Here is a 15,642-nt window from a genome sequence, read left to right on the forward strand (position 1 = left end):
GCATCCATGACCGAGCGCTCCGATGTACCCGGAACTGACCCCGCACAGTTTCGGGTACACGTCGCGTCTCAAGCGATCCGGTTGTTCTCGGAGAACGGGTACGAAGCCACCACCGTCGAGCAGATCGCCGCTGCCGCCGGTGTGTCGCGTCGGACGTTCTTCCGGCAGTTCCGCTCCAAGGAAGACGTGATCTTCGCCGATCACGAGTCCCTCCTCGAACACGTCGCAGAGTTCCTCGCGTCCGATTCCGCCGACCCCTGGGCGTCCGTGTGCGAGGCCGCGGGACTGGTCTTCGATTTCTTCCGCAGGAACCGAGACCTGTCGATGCGGCGATACCGCGTCGTACAGCATGTTCCGGCTCTTCGCGACCGCGAACTCGTCACCGGATTCCGCTACGAGCGCCTCTTCGTCGACTACCTGCGCAGCGCTGTGCCCCGCGAACCTGTCCTCGAGGTTGTCGGTTTTGCCGCAGCTGTCACCGCGTGCCACAACTACCTCTTGCGAAGCATGATCAAAGGCGACGAGGACGCCACAGCTGATGCACTAAGTCAGGCATTGCTCGACGTTCGGCGGACGTACGGCGTGGCACCCGGGTCCAAGACCAGCACGCCAGAATCGAAGTCCGTGCTGGTAGTAGCCTTTCCCCCGGGCACGTCCGCTGATGAGATCAGCAGAAAAATCCACGAACAACTCGGCTGACACTGCTCGTGCACCGAAACTTCACACACCCATCCCTTGACCTGGCACTCAGTGCCGTGTTTGACTGGGGTCATGGGCACCGGTCTGTCCGCGAATCTCGCTGGTAACGCCGGAGCCGCACCGACCGCCTTCAAGCCACCTTCACCAAGGAGCGTTCCCATGGCAGGAAACCCGGATTTCAATCTCTTCGCACTGAACGAAGAGCACGACGAACTGCGGGCTGCTATCCGCGGACTCTCCGAGAAGGAAATCGCGCCGTACGCCAAGGACGTCGACGAGAACGCACGTTTCCCCGAGGAAGCGCTCACCGCTCTCAACGCGTCGGGCTTCAACGCCATCCACGTTCCCGAGGCTTACGACGGCCAGGGCGCCGATTCCGTCGCCACCTGCATCGTCATCGAGGAAGTCGCCCGCGTCTGTGGCTCCTCCTCGCTGATCCCCGCTGTGAACAAGCTCGGCACCATGGGCCTGATCCTCAAGGGTTCCGAAGAGCTCAAGTCCAAGGTGCTCCCGGACCTCGTCAACGGCGGAATGGCGTCGTACGCACTGTCCGAGCGTGAAGCCGGATCCGACGCCGCTTCGATGCGTACCCGCGCAAAGGCTGACGGCGACGACTGGATCCTCAACGGCTCCAAGTGCTGGATCACCAACGGCGGCAAGTCCACCTGGTACACCGTCATGGCTGTCACCGATCCCGACAAGGGCGCAAACGGCATCTCCTCCTTCATGGTCCACAAGGACGACGAGGGCTTTGTCGTCGGACCGAAGGAAAAGAAGCTCGGCATCAAGGGCTCCCCCACCGCTGAGCTGTACTTCGAGAACTGCCGCATCCCCGGCGACCGCATCATCGGCGAACCGGGCACCGGCTTCAAGACGGCACTCGAGACCCTCGACCACACGCGTCCCACCATCGGTGCTCAGGCTGTCGGCCTGGCCCAGGGCGCACTCGACGCGGCTCTGGCATACACCAAGGATCGCAAGCAGTTCGGCAAGTCCATCAGCGACTTCCAGGCTGTTCAGTTCATGCTCGCGGACATGGCGATGAAGGTCGAAGCCGCACGTCTGATGGTTTACACCTCCGCAGCACGCGCCGAGCGCGGCGAGAAGAACCTCGGCTTCATCTCCGCTGCGGCGAAGTGCTTCGCTTCGGACGTTGCCATGGAGGTCACCACCGACGCCGTGCAGCTGTTCGGTGGCGCCGGCTACACCACCGACTTCCCGGTCGAGCGCATGATGCGCGACGCCAAGATCACGCAGATCTACGAAGGCACCAACCAGATTCAGCGCGTCGTGATGTCGCGTGCGCTGTTGAAGTAAGGCACTTCGCGCCCCTGTGCGCCTTTCTGGTAGTTCTGACTACCGGAACGGCGCACAGGGGCTTGCCCCTAATTTTTGAGGAGAATTGTGGAACTCGTAGGCGTAATCGGCGGCGGCACCATGGGTGCTGGCATTGCCGAAGTTTGTGCAAAAGCCGGTAGCTCGGTACTGGTGCTCGAAACCAAAGAAGAATTTGCCGCCGCTGCTCGCGAACGGATCGCCAAGTCGATCAACCGCGGCGTCGCCAAGGGCAAGATCACCCAGGAAGACGCCGACGCCGCGATCGCACGCGTCCGCGTCACCTTGGACATGGAAGAGTTCGCCGATCGCGATCTGGTGATCGAAGCTGCTCCCGAGATCGAAGCTCTCAAGTACGAGATCTTCGGCAAGCTCGACAAGATCGTCAAGCCTGCAGGCATTCTGGCGACCAACACGTCGTCGATCCCCGTCATCAAGATCGCCAAGGCCACCTCGCGCCCCGGCCAGGTTGTCGGCGTTCACTTCTTCAACCCCGTGCCGGTCATGCCGCTCGTGGAGATCGTGGTCAGCCTGACGACGTCCGAAGAGACCGTTCTCGCCGTCACCGACTACGCCAAGAACACCTTGCGCAAGAAGACGGTTCGCGCGGGCGACCGTTCGGGCTTCATCGTCAACGCTCTGCTCATCCCGTACCTGTGCCAGGCTGTCCGGATGCTCGAATCCGGCTACGCCACAGCAGAAGACATCGACGAGGCCATGAAGGGCGGCTGCGGCTACCCGATGGGCCCGCTGACGCTGCTCGACACCGTCGGTCTCGACATCGCTCTCGCAGCAGCGGAGTCGCTGTACGCGGAATTCGCAGAACCGCACTACGCTCCGCCGGCGCTGCTTCGCCGCATGGTCGACGCCGGTCGCCTCGGCAAGAAGACCGGTCGCGGCTTCTACGAATACGCCTGAGTCCGACCGCTTCACTCTTCCGGCCCCTCACCTGTTGCAGGTGAGGGGCCGGAGTTGTTTTCGGGCAGATCTAGCCGAATCCATTGACAAATTCGCGCGGCGCAGCAAAAGTCATCATGTGACAACAACCGTTGTCACATGAGCGCAGGCGGAGGGTCAACCAGATGAGCAGCGATCCGGACACCGATACTCGTCGACCTAAGCCCCAGGCGCGACCAGAGCCCCGGGAACTACGAGCCGATCCGATCGGCCCCGGTTCCCTGACGTGGACACACTTCGGCGACGTTCGCGGTCTGCTGTATCTCGGACGCGCAGGCACGCTGCAGAACATGCACCCCGCGGTAAGTGGAGCGCTGCAAGATCATTCGAACTTCTTCGACAATCCGCTCGACCGCCTGTTCCGCTCACTTCCTCCCATCTACGGGGTCGTGTACGACCGGACCGAAGAGGGCACAGGCACGCTCGTTCGCAACTTCCACACCGATCTCAAAGGAACAGACGAAACCGGCGGGCGCTACCACGCCCTCGCTCCTGACACTTTCTGGTGGACTCACGTCACGTTCTTCGAGGTGATACTCGATTTCAACGAACGATTTGCATACAAGAAGTTCACACCGGAGCAGAAGGACCAGCTTGTCCGTGAGGCCGTAACCTGGTGGCGCTGTTACGGACTCACCGACCGACCGGCTTTCGACGACTACGCCAGCTTCCGCACGTACTGGGAAGACATGCTCGACAACCACCTGATCAACACCCACACCACAAAATGGTCGACGCGCATCGCCGAGCACGACATCGCACCGGCTCCGAAGGTTCCGACGTGGCTGTGGCGTCTTAGCTCTCGCCCCACGATGGCCGTGGCGAACTGGATCGGCAAGGCACTGATGCCGGAGAAGGCGCGCAAGACCCTTGAATGGGAATGGACGCCGCGCGACGAACGGATGTACTTCTGGTTCGCCCGCTTCCTGACATTGACAGATCGGTTCTGGCATCTGCTGCCGTTACGACTGCGGTATGCACCGCGCGCCTACTCGGGCATCCGCGCGCAGGGTCTGTGAGCACTCGTCGGTAGGCTGGAGTGCGTGCCAGCCCAACTCCCCTCCGACGCGATCAGTGTCCGCGTGGACAGCTGGACGTGGGCGGTTCGGCTGTTCAAAACACGCTCGCAGGCGGCGACCGCCTGCCGATCGGGACACGTTCGGGTCAACGGAACGTCGGCAAAGGCGGCTCAGCAGGTGAAAGCCGGCGACGAGGTGCGGGTGCGTGTATCCGGCATCGAGCGCATCGTCGTCGTGGTCAAGCCGATCACGAAGCGAGTCAGCGCCGTGCTGGCCGCCGATTGCCTGCAGGACAATTCGCCGCCCCCACCACCGCCCGAACTGATCGCGTCCATTCCGCGACGTGATCGTGGCGCCGGCAGACCGACCAAACGCGAGCGACGCGACCTCGAGAAGTTGCGCGGCCTCGAGCCCTGATTGCTACCTCGAAACAGGCTGACGCAGAACCGTCTTCAGTTTCTCGGGCGGTGTACGGCGAGCGTCGCTGAGATAGATCTCGTGATGATCGCCGTTGAAGCTCAGGCCGTTCGACGGGATGAACGTGTTGTGCAGCCGGTCCAGGGTAGGAGCTTCGTCGTCGTACGAGCCGACGTGAAGAATCTGGACGGACAGACCTTCCTCCAACTCGAGAAACCTGACCTTGTCGAGAGCGGCAATCTCCTTCTTGGCCCGCACTGCTTTGGCCCGGACTGCGTCAATCGACGCAGACAGTTCGGTCTCCGTGATCCACTCCGGTTGCGAGATCATCATCGTCCAATCCCACGACGACTTGTCCCGCGTCACGAACACCTCGGGGTCATCTGCCCGCCACAACCCTTCCAGCGGGCCCACGACGAAGTCGCGATCCAGTTCCTTCTTGCTCGCGAATTTGGTCGCGTAGGACACCGAATACAGCGCTTCGAGCGCCTCGGAGTACTCGGTGGCAGTGTTGGGATCACCGTGACCGTCGACGGCGAAGTAGCCGAAGCGCGGGACGGTCACGAGGGCAAAATCGCGGCGCCCGGGGGAATAGAGATCCTTGTATGCCTTCTTGACGTCGTACTTCTCCATACGCCACCCACCTGATCACTGGCCGAGTTTCAACGTTCGGAAACCTATCCGAGAACACCGACATTCCGATAGCGGACCACCGTCCCCTTGTTAATAGACCAGTGGACCTTTACTCTGGACGGGGTGACTACACCCCAGGCGACCGACGTCGCTCGAGTTCCGCGCCGCAGACCGTTGCGGATCGTTGCCATATCCGCGATTGTCGCGTCGATCTTGGCTCTGTTGTTCGTGTACCCGTGGTGGAGCTTGTTCGTCCGGCCGGACTGGCCGACAGCGGTGGCAGTTTTCGGCACCGTTCTATTTGCCGCCCTCCTGATCACCCTGCCTGCCACCATGATGCTCAGCCACGGACACACTGACCGCGATCCAGTTCGCCTGGTCGGCGACGCCCTCCTCGGAATCATCTGGGTCGTGTTCGTGTGGACCCTGCTCGGTGAAGTCCTGAGGCTCGGATTGCTCGTCGGCGGCGTGGATGACCCGCTTCGATCGAGAATCGTCGCCGTTGCGGCACTGATCACCTCGGCCGTTCTGCTGATCTGGGGCTATCGGGAAGCCATGAGACTGCCACGGATCAAGCACGTCGACGTCACCATCCCCCGCCTTGGTGCGGGGATGGACAAACTTCGGGTAGTCGCGATCACCGACACTCACTTCGGGCCGATCAATCGCGAGAAGTGGTCCGAGCGCGTGATCGCGGCAGTCAACGATCTCGACGCCGACATCGTGGCCCACGTCGGTGACATTGCCGACGGAACAGTGGAGCAGCGCCTCGGCCAAGCCACCCCACTCGCGTCGGTGGAAGCCAGACTCGCTCGTGTCTACGTCACCGGGAATCACGAGTACTTCCACGAGGCTCAGGAGTGGCTCGACTACATGACCTCGATCGGCTGGGATGCCCTGCACAACCGGCACCTCGTCGTCACCAAGGGCGGCGACAACCTGGTCATCGCCGGAGTCGACGACGCCACCGCTCTGGGATCGAAGCTCGACGGTCACGGCGCGAACTTCGATATGGCCCTTGCCGGCACCGACCCCGATTTGCCGATCCTGATGCTCGCCCATCAACCGAAGCAGGTAACTCAGTCCGCTTCCGCGGGAGTGGATCTGCAGCTCGCCGGTCATACCCACGGCGGACAGATCTGGCCGTTCAACCTTCTGGTCAAACTCGATCAACCGTCGGTGCACGGGCTCACCCGTCACGGCGACCGCACGCAGTTGTACACAAGCCGCGGAACCGGGTTCTGGGGTCCACCATTCCGCGTGTTCGCACCGAGCGAGATCACCGTCCTGACGCTGCACAGCGCCTGAACGGGCTCAGCTCGTTCGGGTTGCCGCTCGCGCCGACAGCCCGACGAGCTGATTGATCAGACCTTCACGTAGGCCGGTTGCGAACATGTCGGCAGCAGGGGGCGCCTGCATCTCGTTCAGTACGACGACCATGGATTCGGCAGGCTCGGCAGTCGGCCACAAGCCTGCAACAATCACCAGGGTTATCTTGGCGAATTGAGCCGCGTCGCCCTCCGACAGGTGAGGCAATTGCGAATGAATCAGCGACGCAAACCTTCCCGAGTTGACCGTTGCCCGCTTCTTGAAGTCACGGGCGAAGTCGACGGAGATGTTTCTTTCGAGGACACCTGCCATGACGCTCATCAACTCACACAGTAAACGCTGTGCGACAAGCGATTCCGCAACCGTCGATGCCACATGGATTTCAGTGGCGAACGGTGACTCGTCACCGGCCGGAGTCAACGACTCGGACAACCCGTCCAACCAAGCTACCCAGTTCTCGTCGAGCACTTCGAGAAAGATGGCTTCGCGACTGTCGAAGTAGCGAAGCACGTTGGACTTCGCCAGTCCGACGCTCTCACTGAGCTCACGCAGGCTGATGTCGGCGACGGGCCTGGACCCGAGCATCGCGCGGGCCGCATCGAGAATCGCGCACCGACGCGCTTCGATCTGCTCAGGCCTGCGCGCGCGCTGAAATCCGTGGGTCGCCACCATCACGCAAGATTATCAGACCATCGTTCTATTGTTCGCTGCGATGCATGTCAGTTGTCCGAAGACGCGTGCTGCGCCACGACTCCCCTCGACGCCAATACACGACGCAGCGAATCGGTATCGACAGACGCGAGATCAACCCGGTGAGTGCGGGCAGCCAAGGCTCGGACTTCCTCGGACAGGTCCGCCACCTGCTTACGCGTCGCGGCCTGGGATGCCTCGTCCTGTTCCGCCACGCGCTCGACCAACCAGGAAGCGAGTGTGGCAGTCACGATGCCCAGCAACGCAATTCCGCCGATCATCAATGCTCCGGCGATCATGCGCCCGGTCGTGGTAACGGGCGCCATGTCTCCGTAACCGACGGTCGTGACCGTCTCCATCGCCCACCACAATGCCGTTCCGTACGACGTGATGGCAGCGCCCTGCGCGTGACGCTCGGCATCGAGCATGGCCAGCGCCGCGACACCGATCAGCAAGGCCGTGGCACCAGTGGCGTAAATAACCACCCGTCCACGCAAGCTTTGCCCGCTCGAGCGGTGAACTATCGCAAGCAGTGTGACCAACCGAAGTAGGCGCAGCGGACGCAGCATGGGCAACACCACCATCGCCAAGTCCAAGAGATGCCTGACGAACCAGCGACCGCGGGCAGGTGCCAACCACAGGCGAACTGCGTAGTCGACGGCAAAAACGACCCACGCAGCCCACATCGTCCATTCGGTCAGACGATGTGGAAGGCCCGTCGGTTGCGCCAGCACTTGGTACGCGTACGCCACCAAGAACAGGCAGGCCGCAGCGGTCAACGGGATGTCGATGGCTAGCTGCCATTTCTCCAACGTCCACGCAGCGCGGCGGTGCGCCGACTTCGTCGATTCGTTCATCCGAGAAGTCTGACACCACCGCTACCTAGTGCCCGGCAGAACCGACTCAGATCCGAGTGTGCGTCAAGATGTTGAGCGCCGTGGGAACTGCCTCGATCGTGATGGGCAACGGCCCCACCCGATCGCCGTCCGCGTAGGCGATGATGCCCTCGGAGACCAACCGCACCTTCTTCGACCGATACGTCTGCACCGCATCCAAGGAGACGTGAGTTCCCTTGTACACCCGCGGAAACAGGCGCACCAGACGCAACCTCGAACCGTGCCCGACGACGGTCAGATCCAGCAACCCATCAGACTTCGACGCGCCCGGAGTGATGAGCATGCCGCCACCGTACGAGCGGCCGTTGCCGACAGCCACGAGCGTCGCGTCCACCGTGATGACCTCGTCGTCGAGTTCGATCCGGTACGGCAGCGGCTTCATCTTCGCCAACTCGGCGAGCATCGCCAGGTTGTAGCGCATCGGCCCCTTGGGCCAGGGCATCCGATTGGCCCGCTCACTGACCAGCGAGTCGAAGCCGCTGGCGATGATCGTTCCCGACCAGACGACGGAACCGTCGGCCAGCGTGATCTTCGCCAGATCTGACTGCTGCACGACACCGTCTGCGATGACATCGGCTGCTGCCTCGGGATCGCCTGTGGGAATACCGAACTCACGGGCGTGATCGTTGCCGGTGCCCGCCGGGATGAGCCCAATGGGCGTATCCGTCAACGCGGCAGCCTGCAGTCCGATGCTGATGGCACCGTCGCCGCCGACCACCACCAGCGCGTCGGTACCCTCTTCGATCGCACGACGGGCCAATTTCTTGGCGTCGTCGGCGTCGGTTCCGATGATCTCGGTGACGGCAACTCCCCGAGCGCGCAGTCGCGCAACACCTTTGCGTCCTGCCACAGGCGCGTGACCATGTCCCGCCATCGGATTGATCAGGACGGTAACCTTCTCGATCTGACTGCGGGTTTCGGTCACGGAATCAGCTTTCCAGGATTGAGGATGCCGGCAGGGTCCACTGCATTCTTCACTGCGCGAAGGATGTTCGCGCCCAGTTCACCGACCTCGTCCTTCATCCATGGGCGGTGATCGGCGCCGACAGCGTGGTGATGGGTGATCGTGCCACCGGCGGCGATGATCGCATCGCCAGCGGCAGTTTTCGCCTTGTGCCACTGAGCGATCGGATCCTCGGTCTGCGCGCTGACCACGGTGAAGTACAGCGAAGCACCGGTCTTGTAGGTGTGCGAAATGTGGCACATCACGAGCGGCTGAGTCCCCTGCTCGATGAGAGCCTTGGTCAGCGCCTCGGTGACCGAGGAGCGCAGGTTCGCGAGGTTACCCCAGGTGGTTGCCGTCTCGAGGGTTTCACACAGCGCACCGACATCGAGGAGAGCGTCACGCAGATACGGTGCATCGAATCGCCCGTGTTCCCAGCTGTTTCCGGGCTCCTCGCCGAGCGATGTGCCGCCGTGAGCGGTGAGAATTGCTCGGGCCTCCGCCATCCGTTCAGCGGTGTGCGAAGCGGTGCCCTCGTAGGTAGTGATGCCGAGGCAACCACCGGTGAAGGCGTTCTCGCCGATCTTGTCGGTGGTCGCCAAATTCACGCCACTCTCGGCCTCGTCGGACAACCGCAGCACGGTCGGAGCCGATCCTTCCTGGACAAGCTCACGCAATGCAGCTGCGCCGGTGGCGAAGTCGGGGAAGCTCCACCCTTCGCGCACGGTGGTCTCGGGCAGACGGTGAACCCGCACACGCACGTGCGTGATGACGCCGAAGGTGCCCTCGGAGCCGACAAAAAGCTCACCCAGATCGGGGCCTGCAGCGGATGCCGGCGCACGCCCGGTCTCGATCACTCCACTCGGGGTGACAACGGTGAGGCCCTGAACCATGTCCTCGAAGCGCCCGTATCCAGCCGACGCCTGCCCCGAAGACCGGGTGGCGGCAAACCCGCCCAGAGTGGCGAACAGGAAGCTCTGCGGGAAGTGCCCGACCGAGAAACCGTGCTCACGCAGAAGCTCCTCGGCCCGTGGGCCGGTAGTTCCGCCGCCGAACGTCGCAATGCCCGATTCCTCGTCCAACCCGACAAGCTGATCGAACCTGCGCAGATCGAGAGAAAGAACTGCGTCGAACCCGTCACGAATGGGATCGAGCCCGCCGACGACGCTGGTGCCACCACCGAACGGGACCACTGCGATCCGGTTGGCAGAGCAGTATCGGAGAACCTGCTCGACCTCTGCGTCTGTCCCTGGAGTGACGACTGCGTCCGGTGCGTCCTGCGGCTCGACGCTACGACGGCGAAGCAGATCCGGGGTGCTCTTGCCACCGGCCCGAAGGATTCGATCGGAATCCTTGGTACTGACGTACTCGGCCCCGACCAGCCCAGCCAGCGCTTCGACATGCGACTGGGCCATAGCGGACGGAGCCACCTGGACGTCTTCGATGGCGAGACGCGATCGAGTCGGTGCGGAGACACCGAGAAATCCGGTCAACAATGATGTGACTGCGTCCGACAGTTCACGCTTCTTGGCCGGATCGCCCCAGGCGTCCCACTGCATCGGCGGTTGCAAGGCAGACTTTTCGGTGCTCATAGACACTAGTGTTACATATTTATGTGATGTGTAAACATCCCGGTGGATCAATCCATCCATCAACCCATCGTCTTGGAACCGTCGATGGCTTCGCGAAGCATGTCCGCGTGGCCCGCATGCTGGGCCGTCTCGGCGATGATGTGCAGCAATGCGCGCCGCGCTGACCAGCGAGCTCCCGCTTCGAACCACGGCGCCGACGGCAGTGGATGCGAGATGTCGAGGCTGTCCAGCGAGGCCACCAACTCGTCGGTCCTGGCCGCGATCCCCTCGTACTCGGAAACGATGCCTGCCAAGGTTTCACCCTCGACCATGGCGAATTCGTTCGCCCGTTCCTGTTGCATCTCTTCCGACCACTGGGTCGGGTCGAAGTCCCCACCGAGTCCGGCCGGCCCTTCCAGAATGAAGTCGACCCATCCCTTTTCCGCCTGACCCACATGCTTGATCAATCCGCCGAGGCACAGTTCACTCACGGTCGGCCTCGAAGCGGCCTGCTCGTCGGTGAGGTCCTTGACGGTGAAGAGAAGGAATTCACGATGCCGACGCAGGCTCTGGAGGAGATCCGCGCGCTCGCCGGTGACGGTGGTGATCGGTGCGTTCATGATGTTTTCCTTCGCTCGTGGGTTCGTGCCCTGTGAGAACTACGTTAGAAGTTATTGCGGACAGAAACGGTCCTCATTAGAAAACGATCAAGAAAAAACTCCCGGCACCCACCGATGAAGGTGAGTGCCGGGAGTTCGAGCGAGCTAGACGCGATCAGACTGTGCGAGCCAAACGATCGGCCAGCAGGCGCGTGAAGTGCGCCGGATCGCTCAGTTCACCGCCCTCGGCAAGCAACGCCATGCCGTAGAGCAACTGAGCCGTCTCCGTCAGGTTCTCTGCATTGTCATTGGCGGCCTGCGCCTCCCGCAGACCCGAGACAAGCGGATGCTCCGGGTTGAGCTCGAGAATGCGCTTGCTGTGTGGAACAGGCTGACCCGAAGCCTTGTACATCTTCTCGAGCGTCGGAGACATGCTGAACGCGTCGCCGACGATGCAGGCAGCCGACGTGGTCAGGCGCGTCGAGAGACGCGTTTCCTTGATGTCGTCGGACAGGGTTTCGGACAGCCACGTCAGCAGCGCGCCGAATTCCTTTTCCTTCTCTTCGCGCTCGGCTTCGGCCGCCTTCTTCTCGTCCTCGGTGTCCAGGTCGACCTCGCCCTTGGCGATCGACTGGAAGGTCTTGCCGTCGAAGTCCGAGACAGCGTCGACCCACATCTCGTCCACGGGGTCGGTAAGTACCAGAACCTCGAGGCCCTTGGCCTTGAAAGCCTCCATGTGCGGGGAGCTTTCGATGAGGTGACGAGATTCGCCGGTCATGAAGTAGATCTGTTCCTGACCGTCCTTCATGCGCTCCACGTACTCGGCGAGAGTGGTCACGCCCTCTTCGCTGTTGGTCGAGGCGAAGGACGAGATGTCGAGCAGCGTCTTGCGGTTGTCGGCATCGGCCATCAGGCCTTCCTTGAGCGCGCGTCCGAACTCGGTCCAGAAAGTCGAGTACTTCTCCGGCTCGTTCGCCTTCATGTCCTTGATGGTCGAGAGGACCTTCTTGGTCAGACGACGACGGATGGCAGCGATCTGCCGGTCCTGCTGCAGAATTTCACGAGAGACGTTGAGCGAGAGGTCTTGTGCGTCGACCACGCCCTTGACGAAGCGCAGGTAATCGGGCACCAACTCTTCGCAGTCGTCCATGATGAAGACGCGCTTGACGTAGAGGTGGATGCCGGCCTTGCGCTCACGCATGAACAGATCGAACGGCGCCGTCGACGGAATGAACAGCAGCGCTTGGTATTCGAAAGTACCTTCGGCCTTCATCGGGATGACCTCGAGAGGCTCGTCCCAGGCGTGGCTGACGTGCTTGTAGAACTCCTTGTACTCGTCCTCGGACACCTCGTCCTTGGAGCGAGTCCACAGCGCCTTCATCGAGTTGATCGTCTCGGTCTCGATGGTGACCTCGGGCTCCTCGCCCTCGGCCGGCGTCGACGTGCGAGCGACATCCATGCGGATCGGCCACGCGATGAAGTCGGAGTACTTCTTGACCAGTTCCTTGATCTTCCATTCCGACGTGTAGTCGTGCAGGCCGTTCTCGGAATCCTCGGGCATCAGGTGCAAGGTCACGGAGCTACCCTGCGGTGCCTCTTTCACATGCTCGAGCGTGTACGTGCCTTCGCCGGTCGATTCCCAGCGCGTCGCGTGATCTTCACCGGCGCGGCGGGTCAGCAGCGTGACCTTGTCCGCGACCATGAACGTGGAGTAGAAGCCGATGCCGAACTGACCGATCAGTTCTTCGGATGCCGCTGCATCCTTGGCTTCCTTGAGCTTGCGACGGACCTCGGCGGTGCCGGACTTGGCGAGCGTGCCGATCAGGTCGACGACCTCGTCACGCGACATGCCGATGCCGTTGTCGCGGATGGTCAGGGTGCGTGCTGCCTTGTCGATGTCGATCTCGATATGCAGATCGGAGACGTCGACGTTGAGGTCTTTGTCCTGGTAAGACTCGAGGCGGAGCTTGTCCAGCGCGTCCGAAGCGTTGGAGATCAACTCACGAAGGAAGCTGTCCTTGTTCGTATAGATTGAATGAACCATCAGATCCAGCAGCTGACGTGTTTCTGCTTGGAACTCGAGCTGCTCGGTATGCGCGGTCACTTCGATCCCTTTCTCTTCTCGGACTGATCACAGGAATTTTACTTGACCTCGAATACCGCGGGTCGCCCCCCGCACAGACAAGGGATGCCACGCGACCTGCGCGTGACCTCCCGTTATCTTCACCACCGATCTACTCGGTGACGTTCACCATCGAATAGTTCGAGACGCCGGCGGCCAGCACCCTGAGGTGATCGTCCGATGCGCCCAAAGTATGTTCGATGGCCACCAGCCGCGAGACGTAGTGCCCGACCGGATACTCGGCTGTCATTCCGATACCACCGTGCATCTGAATTGCTTCCTGACCGATCTGATGCGCGGCGCGACCGACAGACAGCTTCGCTCGCGACGCGATGGTCGGATCGATCACTCCGTCGGCGATGGCCATGGTGGCGTACAGACTCATGCTGCTCGCCAGTTCGAGCGCCACGTACATGTCGGCAGCCCGATGCGTCAAAGTCTGGAACTTCGCGAGCGGAACGCCGAACTGCTTGCGCTGCTTCAGGTAATCCGTCGTCAGTCGCAGCGCTTCGGTCATGATCCCGATCGCCTCGGCGCACAGAGCTGCCTGCGCCCGAACCTCTGCTTCGACGATCGCCTCCGTGACATCGCCGCCCTCACCAAGCTGTTCGGCCGCGGCATCGGTGAACGTGAACTGCGCACCGCGACGGCCGTCGTGAGTTGCGTATGTGCTCCGTGAGACACCCGCGCTTTCCGCATCTACCAGAAAAAGCCCGGTACCCCCGCCTGGAAGTGCGGCGCTGACGATCACGACGTGCGCGCTGTCGCCCTGCAGGACCGGGTTCTTGACGCCGGTGATCGTCCACCCCGATCCCTCCTGCGATGCAGTGGTCGTGACAGTGGCGACCGGCCAGCGCGTGCCAGGTTCCGTATGGGCGAAGGCCGACAATGTGGTCCCGTCGCTGAGCGCCGGCAGGAGTCGCGCCCGTTGACCTGCCGAACCGAGTGAAGCAATCAACCCACCGGGGATCAGAACACCACCCAAGTACGGCTCGGGTGCAAGCGCCCGGCCCAGTTCGGTCATCACCACCATGGTCTCGACCGGCCCAGCGCCCATCCCGCCATCGGCCTCCGCGAATGGCAGGCCGAGCAGCCCGAGCTCGGCGAACTGCTTCCACACCGAGGCATTCCATCCCTCGTCAGTGGCCGAGGTGGCGTTGCGCTTCTCCGCGTCGTAGCTGCGGTTGAGCAATTCACGCGTCGTGTCGCGAAGCATCGTCTGCTCGTCGTCGAGTTCGAAATTCATCTCAGATGCTCACAATCCGAGGATCGAGGAGGCAATGATGGAGCGCTGCACCTCACTTGATCCGCTGTAGATGGAAACCTTCCGGTAGTTCAGGTAGCGCGGCGCCGCTTGCTGCGCCCACTCCGGCGAGTCGATCTCGACCGTATTCACCGGCAACGAGTCCGGACCCGCAACATCCATCAGCAATTCCGTTGCTGCCTGCTGCAATTCGGAGCCGCGGAGCTTGAGCAGCGAGGACGCCGGGTTCGGCTTGCCGTCTGCCGAACTCGCCACAACTCGCAGTTGAGTCAGATCCAGCGCAAGCAAATCGTTTTCCAGCTCAGCCAACCGAGCCGCGAACAACGGATCATCGAGGAGGGTGCCGGTTCCAACGCGAACTTCCCGCGCCTTCTCTTTTGCCGTGGCGACAAGAGTTTTGGAGAACCCGACCCGCGTGACGCCCGTGCGTTCGTTGCCGAGCAGGAACTTGGCGTAGTCCCAGCCTTTGTTCTCTTCGCCGACAAGATTCTCCGCAGGGACGCGGACGTTGTCGAAGAACACCTCGTTGACCTCGACGCTGCCGTCGATCAGTTTGATGGGGCGAACCGTGATGCCGGGAGTTGCCAGATCGATGAGCAAGAACGAAATTCCGGCCTGCCGCTTCTGAGCACTGGCATCTGTACGAACCAGACAGAAGATCCACTCGGCGTGCTGCGCGAGAGTAGTCCACGTCTTCTGACCATTGACGATGTAGTCTGCGCCGTCACGAACAGCGGCCGTCTTGAGTGAAGCGAGATCCGAACCGGCTTCGGGTTCCGAAAAACCCTGGCACCACCAGATATCGGCGTTGGCCGTCGCCGGGAGAAACTGCTCCTTCTGCTCCTGCGAACCGAAGGCAGCGATAACGGGCCCAACCATGCTCACGTTGAACGGCAACGGGTTGGGTACCGACGCCAACTGCATTTCCTCGGAATAGATGTGGCGCTGAACCGGAGTCCAGTCCTTGCCACCCCATTCGACCGGCCAGTGTGGAACCGCCAACCCGTGTGCGTTCAGAATCTGTTGACCCGCAACGATGTCCTCACGAGTCAGCTTTCCGAATCCGGCTGCACGTGCTCGAAGTTCGGGCGAGAATTCGGTGGTGAAGAACTTTCGCATCTCCTCGCGGAACGCAACTTCCTCAGTGGTCAGTTCGAGATTCATGTGG

General features: G+C 62.0%; 15 protein-coding genes. 6 read left to right on the top strand and 9 right to left on the bottom strand.

All coding sequences use genetic code 11. The annotated features are described in order from the left end of the window. Nucleotides 1-6 precede the first annotated feature (6 nt). From A0W34_RS24225 to A0W34_RS24245, 5 genes are all read left to right on the top strand, one after another. Nucleotides 7-699 carry a TetR family transcriptional regulator gene (locus A0W34_RS24225; RefSeq protein WP_003939674.1) on the top strand — a complete coding sequence of 231 codons (693 nt, stop codon included), beginning with the start codon at nucleotides 7-9 and terminating at the stop codon, nucleotides 697-699. A 159-nt stretch (nucleotides 700-858) separates the two neighbouring features. Next, entirely contained in the window at nucleotides 859-2,016 is a 1,158-nt protein-coding gene (locus A0W34_RS24230; RefSeq protein ID WP_003939784.1) for an acyl-CoA dehydrogenase, read from the top strand. A gap of 87 nt (nucleotides 2,017-2,103) precedes the next feature. Next, nucleotides 2,104-2,952 (top strand): 3-hydroxybutyryl-CoA dehydrogenase, encoded by an 849-nt coding sequence (locus A0W34_RS24235; protein WP_020909078.1) that lies wholly within the window; start codon nucleotides 2,104-2,106, stop codon nucleotides 2,950-2,952. Between the two features lie 164 nt (nucleotides 2,953-3,116). After that, the gene (locus A0W34_RS24240) at nucleotides 3,117-4,010 is read left to right on the top strand and encodes an oxygenase MpaB family protein (RefSeq protein WP_063315802.1); all 894 of its coding nucleotides are present in this window, start codon (nucleotides 3,117-3,119) and stop codon (nucleotides 4,008-4,010) included. A gap of 24 nt (nucleotides 4,011-4,034) precedes the next feature. Then, nucleotides 4,035-4,427 carry an RNA-binding S4 domain-containing protein gene (locus A0W34_RS24245; RefSeq protein ID WP_029256216.1) on the top strand — a complete coding sequence of 131 codons (393 nt, stop codon included), beginning with the start codon at nucleotides 4,035-4,037 and terminating at the stop codon, nucleotides 4,425-4,427. A 3-nt stretch (nucleotides 4,428-4,430) separates the two neighbouring features. Here A0W34_RS24245 and A0W34_RS24250 read toward each other — a convergent pair whose 3' ends face one another. Next, nucleotides 4,431-5,060: a GyrI-like domain-containing protein gene (locus tag A0W34_RS24250; protein WP_007731353.1), complete on the bottom strand. Its 630-nt coding sequence runs from the start codon at nucleotides 5,058-5,060 to the stop codon at nucleotides 4,431-4,433. A gap of 123 nt (nucleotides 5,061-5,183) precedes the next feature. Here A0W34_RS24250 and A0W34_RS24255 point away from each other — a divergent pair, with 123 nt between their 5' ends. Further along, the gene (locus A0W34_RS24255; RefSeq protein ID WP_064687691.1) at nucleotides 5,184-6,368 is read left to right on the top strand and encodes a metallophosphoesterase; all 1,185 of its coding nucleotides are present in this window, start codon (nucleotides 5,184-5,186) and stop codon (nucleotides 6,366-6,368) included. Nucleotides 6,369-6,374: 6 nt separating this feature from the next. Here the strand turns inward: A0W34_RS24255 and A0W34_RS24260 are convergent, their stop codons facing one another. From A0W34_RS24260 to A0W34_RS24295, 8 genes are all read right to left on the bottom strand, one after another. Beyond that, a complete protein-coding gene (locus A0W34_RS24260; protein ID WP_064687692.1) occupies nucleotides 6,375-7,061 on the bottom strand; it encodes a TetR/AcrR family transcriptional regulator in 687 nt (228 codons plus the stop codon). 47 nt (nucleotides 7,062-7,108) lie between these two features. Continuing rightward, complete coding sequence (locus A0W34_RS24265) at nucleotides 7,109-7,936, bottom strand: potassium channel family protein (RefSeq protein WP_064687693.1); 828 nt, start codon at nucleotides 7,934-7,936, stop codon at nucleotides 7,109-7,111. Nucleotides 7,937-7,982: 46 nt separating this feature from the next. After that, a complete protein-coding gene (locus A0W34_RS24270) occupies nucleotides 7,983-8,900 on the bottom strand; it encodes a diacylglycerol kinase (RefSeq protein WP_081558413.1) in 918 nt (305 codons plus the stop codon). After that, a complete protein-coding gene (locus A0W34_RS24275) occupies nucleotides 8,897-10,477 on the bottom strand; it encodes an FAD-binding oxidoreductase (protein ID WP_064687694.1) in 1,581 nt (526 codons plus the stop codon). Before A0W34_RS24275 ends, A0W34_RS24270 begins: the two co-directional genes overlap by 4 nt. Before the next feature lie 92 nt (nucleotides 10,478-10,569). Next, a complete protein-coding gene (locus tag A0W34_RS24280; protein WP_030535159.1) occupies nucleotides 10,570-11,109 on the bottom strand; it encodes a DinB family protein in 540 nt (179 codons plus the stop codon). 154 nt (nucleotides 11,110-11,263) lie between these two features. Then, nucleotides 11,264-13,192, bottom strand: a complete 1,929-nt coding sequence (gene htpG, locus A0W34_RS24285) for a molecular chaperone HtpG (protein WP_081558414.1) — start codon at nucleotides 13,190-13,192, stop codon at nucleotides 11,264-11,266. Between the two features lie 130 nt (nucleotides 13,193-13,322). Further along, on the bottom strand, nucleotides 13,323-14,456 hold the full coding sequence (locus A0W34_RS24290) for an acyl-CoA dehydrogenase family protein (protein ID WP_042925025.1): 1,134 nt from the start codon (nucleotides 14,454-14,456) through the stop codon (nucleotides 13,323-13,325). Nucleotides 14,457-14,465: 9 nt separating this feature from the next. Next, nucleotides 14,466-15,638, bottom strand: a complete 1,173-nt coding sequence (locus A0W34_RS24295; RefSeq protein WP_047271166.1) for an acyl-CoA dehydrogenase family protein — start codon at nucleotides 15,636-15,638, stop codon at nucleotides 14,466-14,468. Nucleotides 15,639-15,642: the final 4 nt, after the last annotated feature.

The organism is Rhodococcus sp. BH4 (genome assembly GCF_002079265.1).
GTDB lineage: Bacteria > Actinomycetota > Actinomycetes > Mycobacteriales > Mycobacteriaceae > Rhodococcus_F > Rhodococcus_F qingshengii.

Excerpts from the sequence above, each read along its gene's own strand:
- A0W34_RS24225 (WP_003939674.1), top strand. The coding sequence starts at position 7 with ATGACCGAGCGCTCCGATGTACCCGGAACTGACCCCGCACAGTTTCGG.
- A0W34_RS24230 (WP_003939784.1), top strand. The coding sequence starts at position 859 with ATGGCAGGAAACCCGGATTTCAATCTCTTCGCACTGAACGAAGAGCAC.
- A0W34_RS24240 (WP_063315802.1), top strand. The coding sequence starts at position 3,117 with ATGAGCAGCGATCCGGACACCGATACTCGTCGACCTAAGCCCCAGGCG.
- A0W34_RS24250 (WP_007731353.1), bottom strand. The coding sequence starts at position 5,060 with ATGGAGAAGTACGACGTCAAGAAGGCATACAAGGATCTCTATTCCCCC.
- A0W34_RS24260 (WP_064687692.1), bottom strand. The coding sequence starts at position 7,061 with ATGGTGGCGACCCACGGATTTCAGCGCGCGCGCAGGCCTGAGCAGATC.
- A0W34_RS24265 (WP_064687693.1), bottom strand. The coding sequence starts at position 7,936 with ATGAACGAATCGACGAAGTCGGCGCACCGCCGCGCTGCGTGGACGTTG.
- A0W34_RS24275 (WP_064687694.1), bottom strand. The coding sequence starts at position 10,477 with ATGCAGTGGGACGCCTGGGGCGATCCGGCCAAGAAGCGTGAACTGTCG.
- A0W34_RS24280 (WP_030535159.1), bottom strand. The coding sequence starts at position 11,109 with ATGAACGCACCGATCACCACCGTCACCGGCGAGCGCGCGGATCTCCTC.
- A0W34_RS24290 (WP_042925025.1), bottom strand. The coding sequence starts at position 14,456 with ATGAATTTCGAACTCGACGACGAGCAGACGATGCTTCGCGACACGACG.
- A0W34_RS24295 (WP_047271166.1), bottom strand. The coding sequence starts at position 15,638 with ATGAATCTCGAACTGACCACTGAGGAAGTTGCGTTCCGCGAGGAGATG.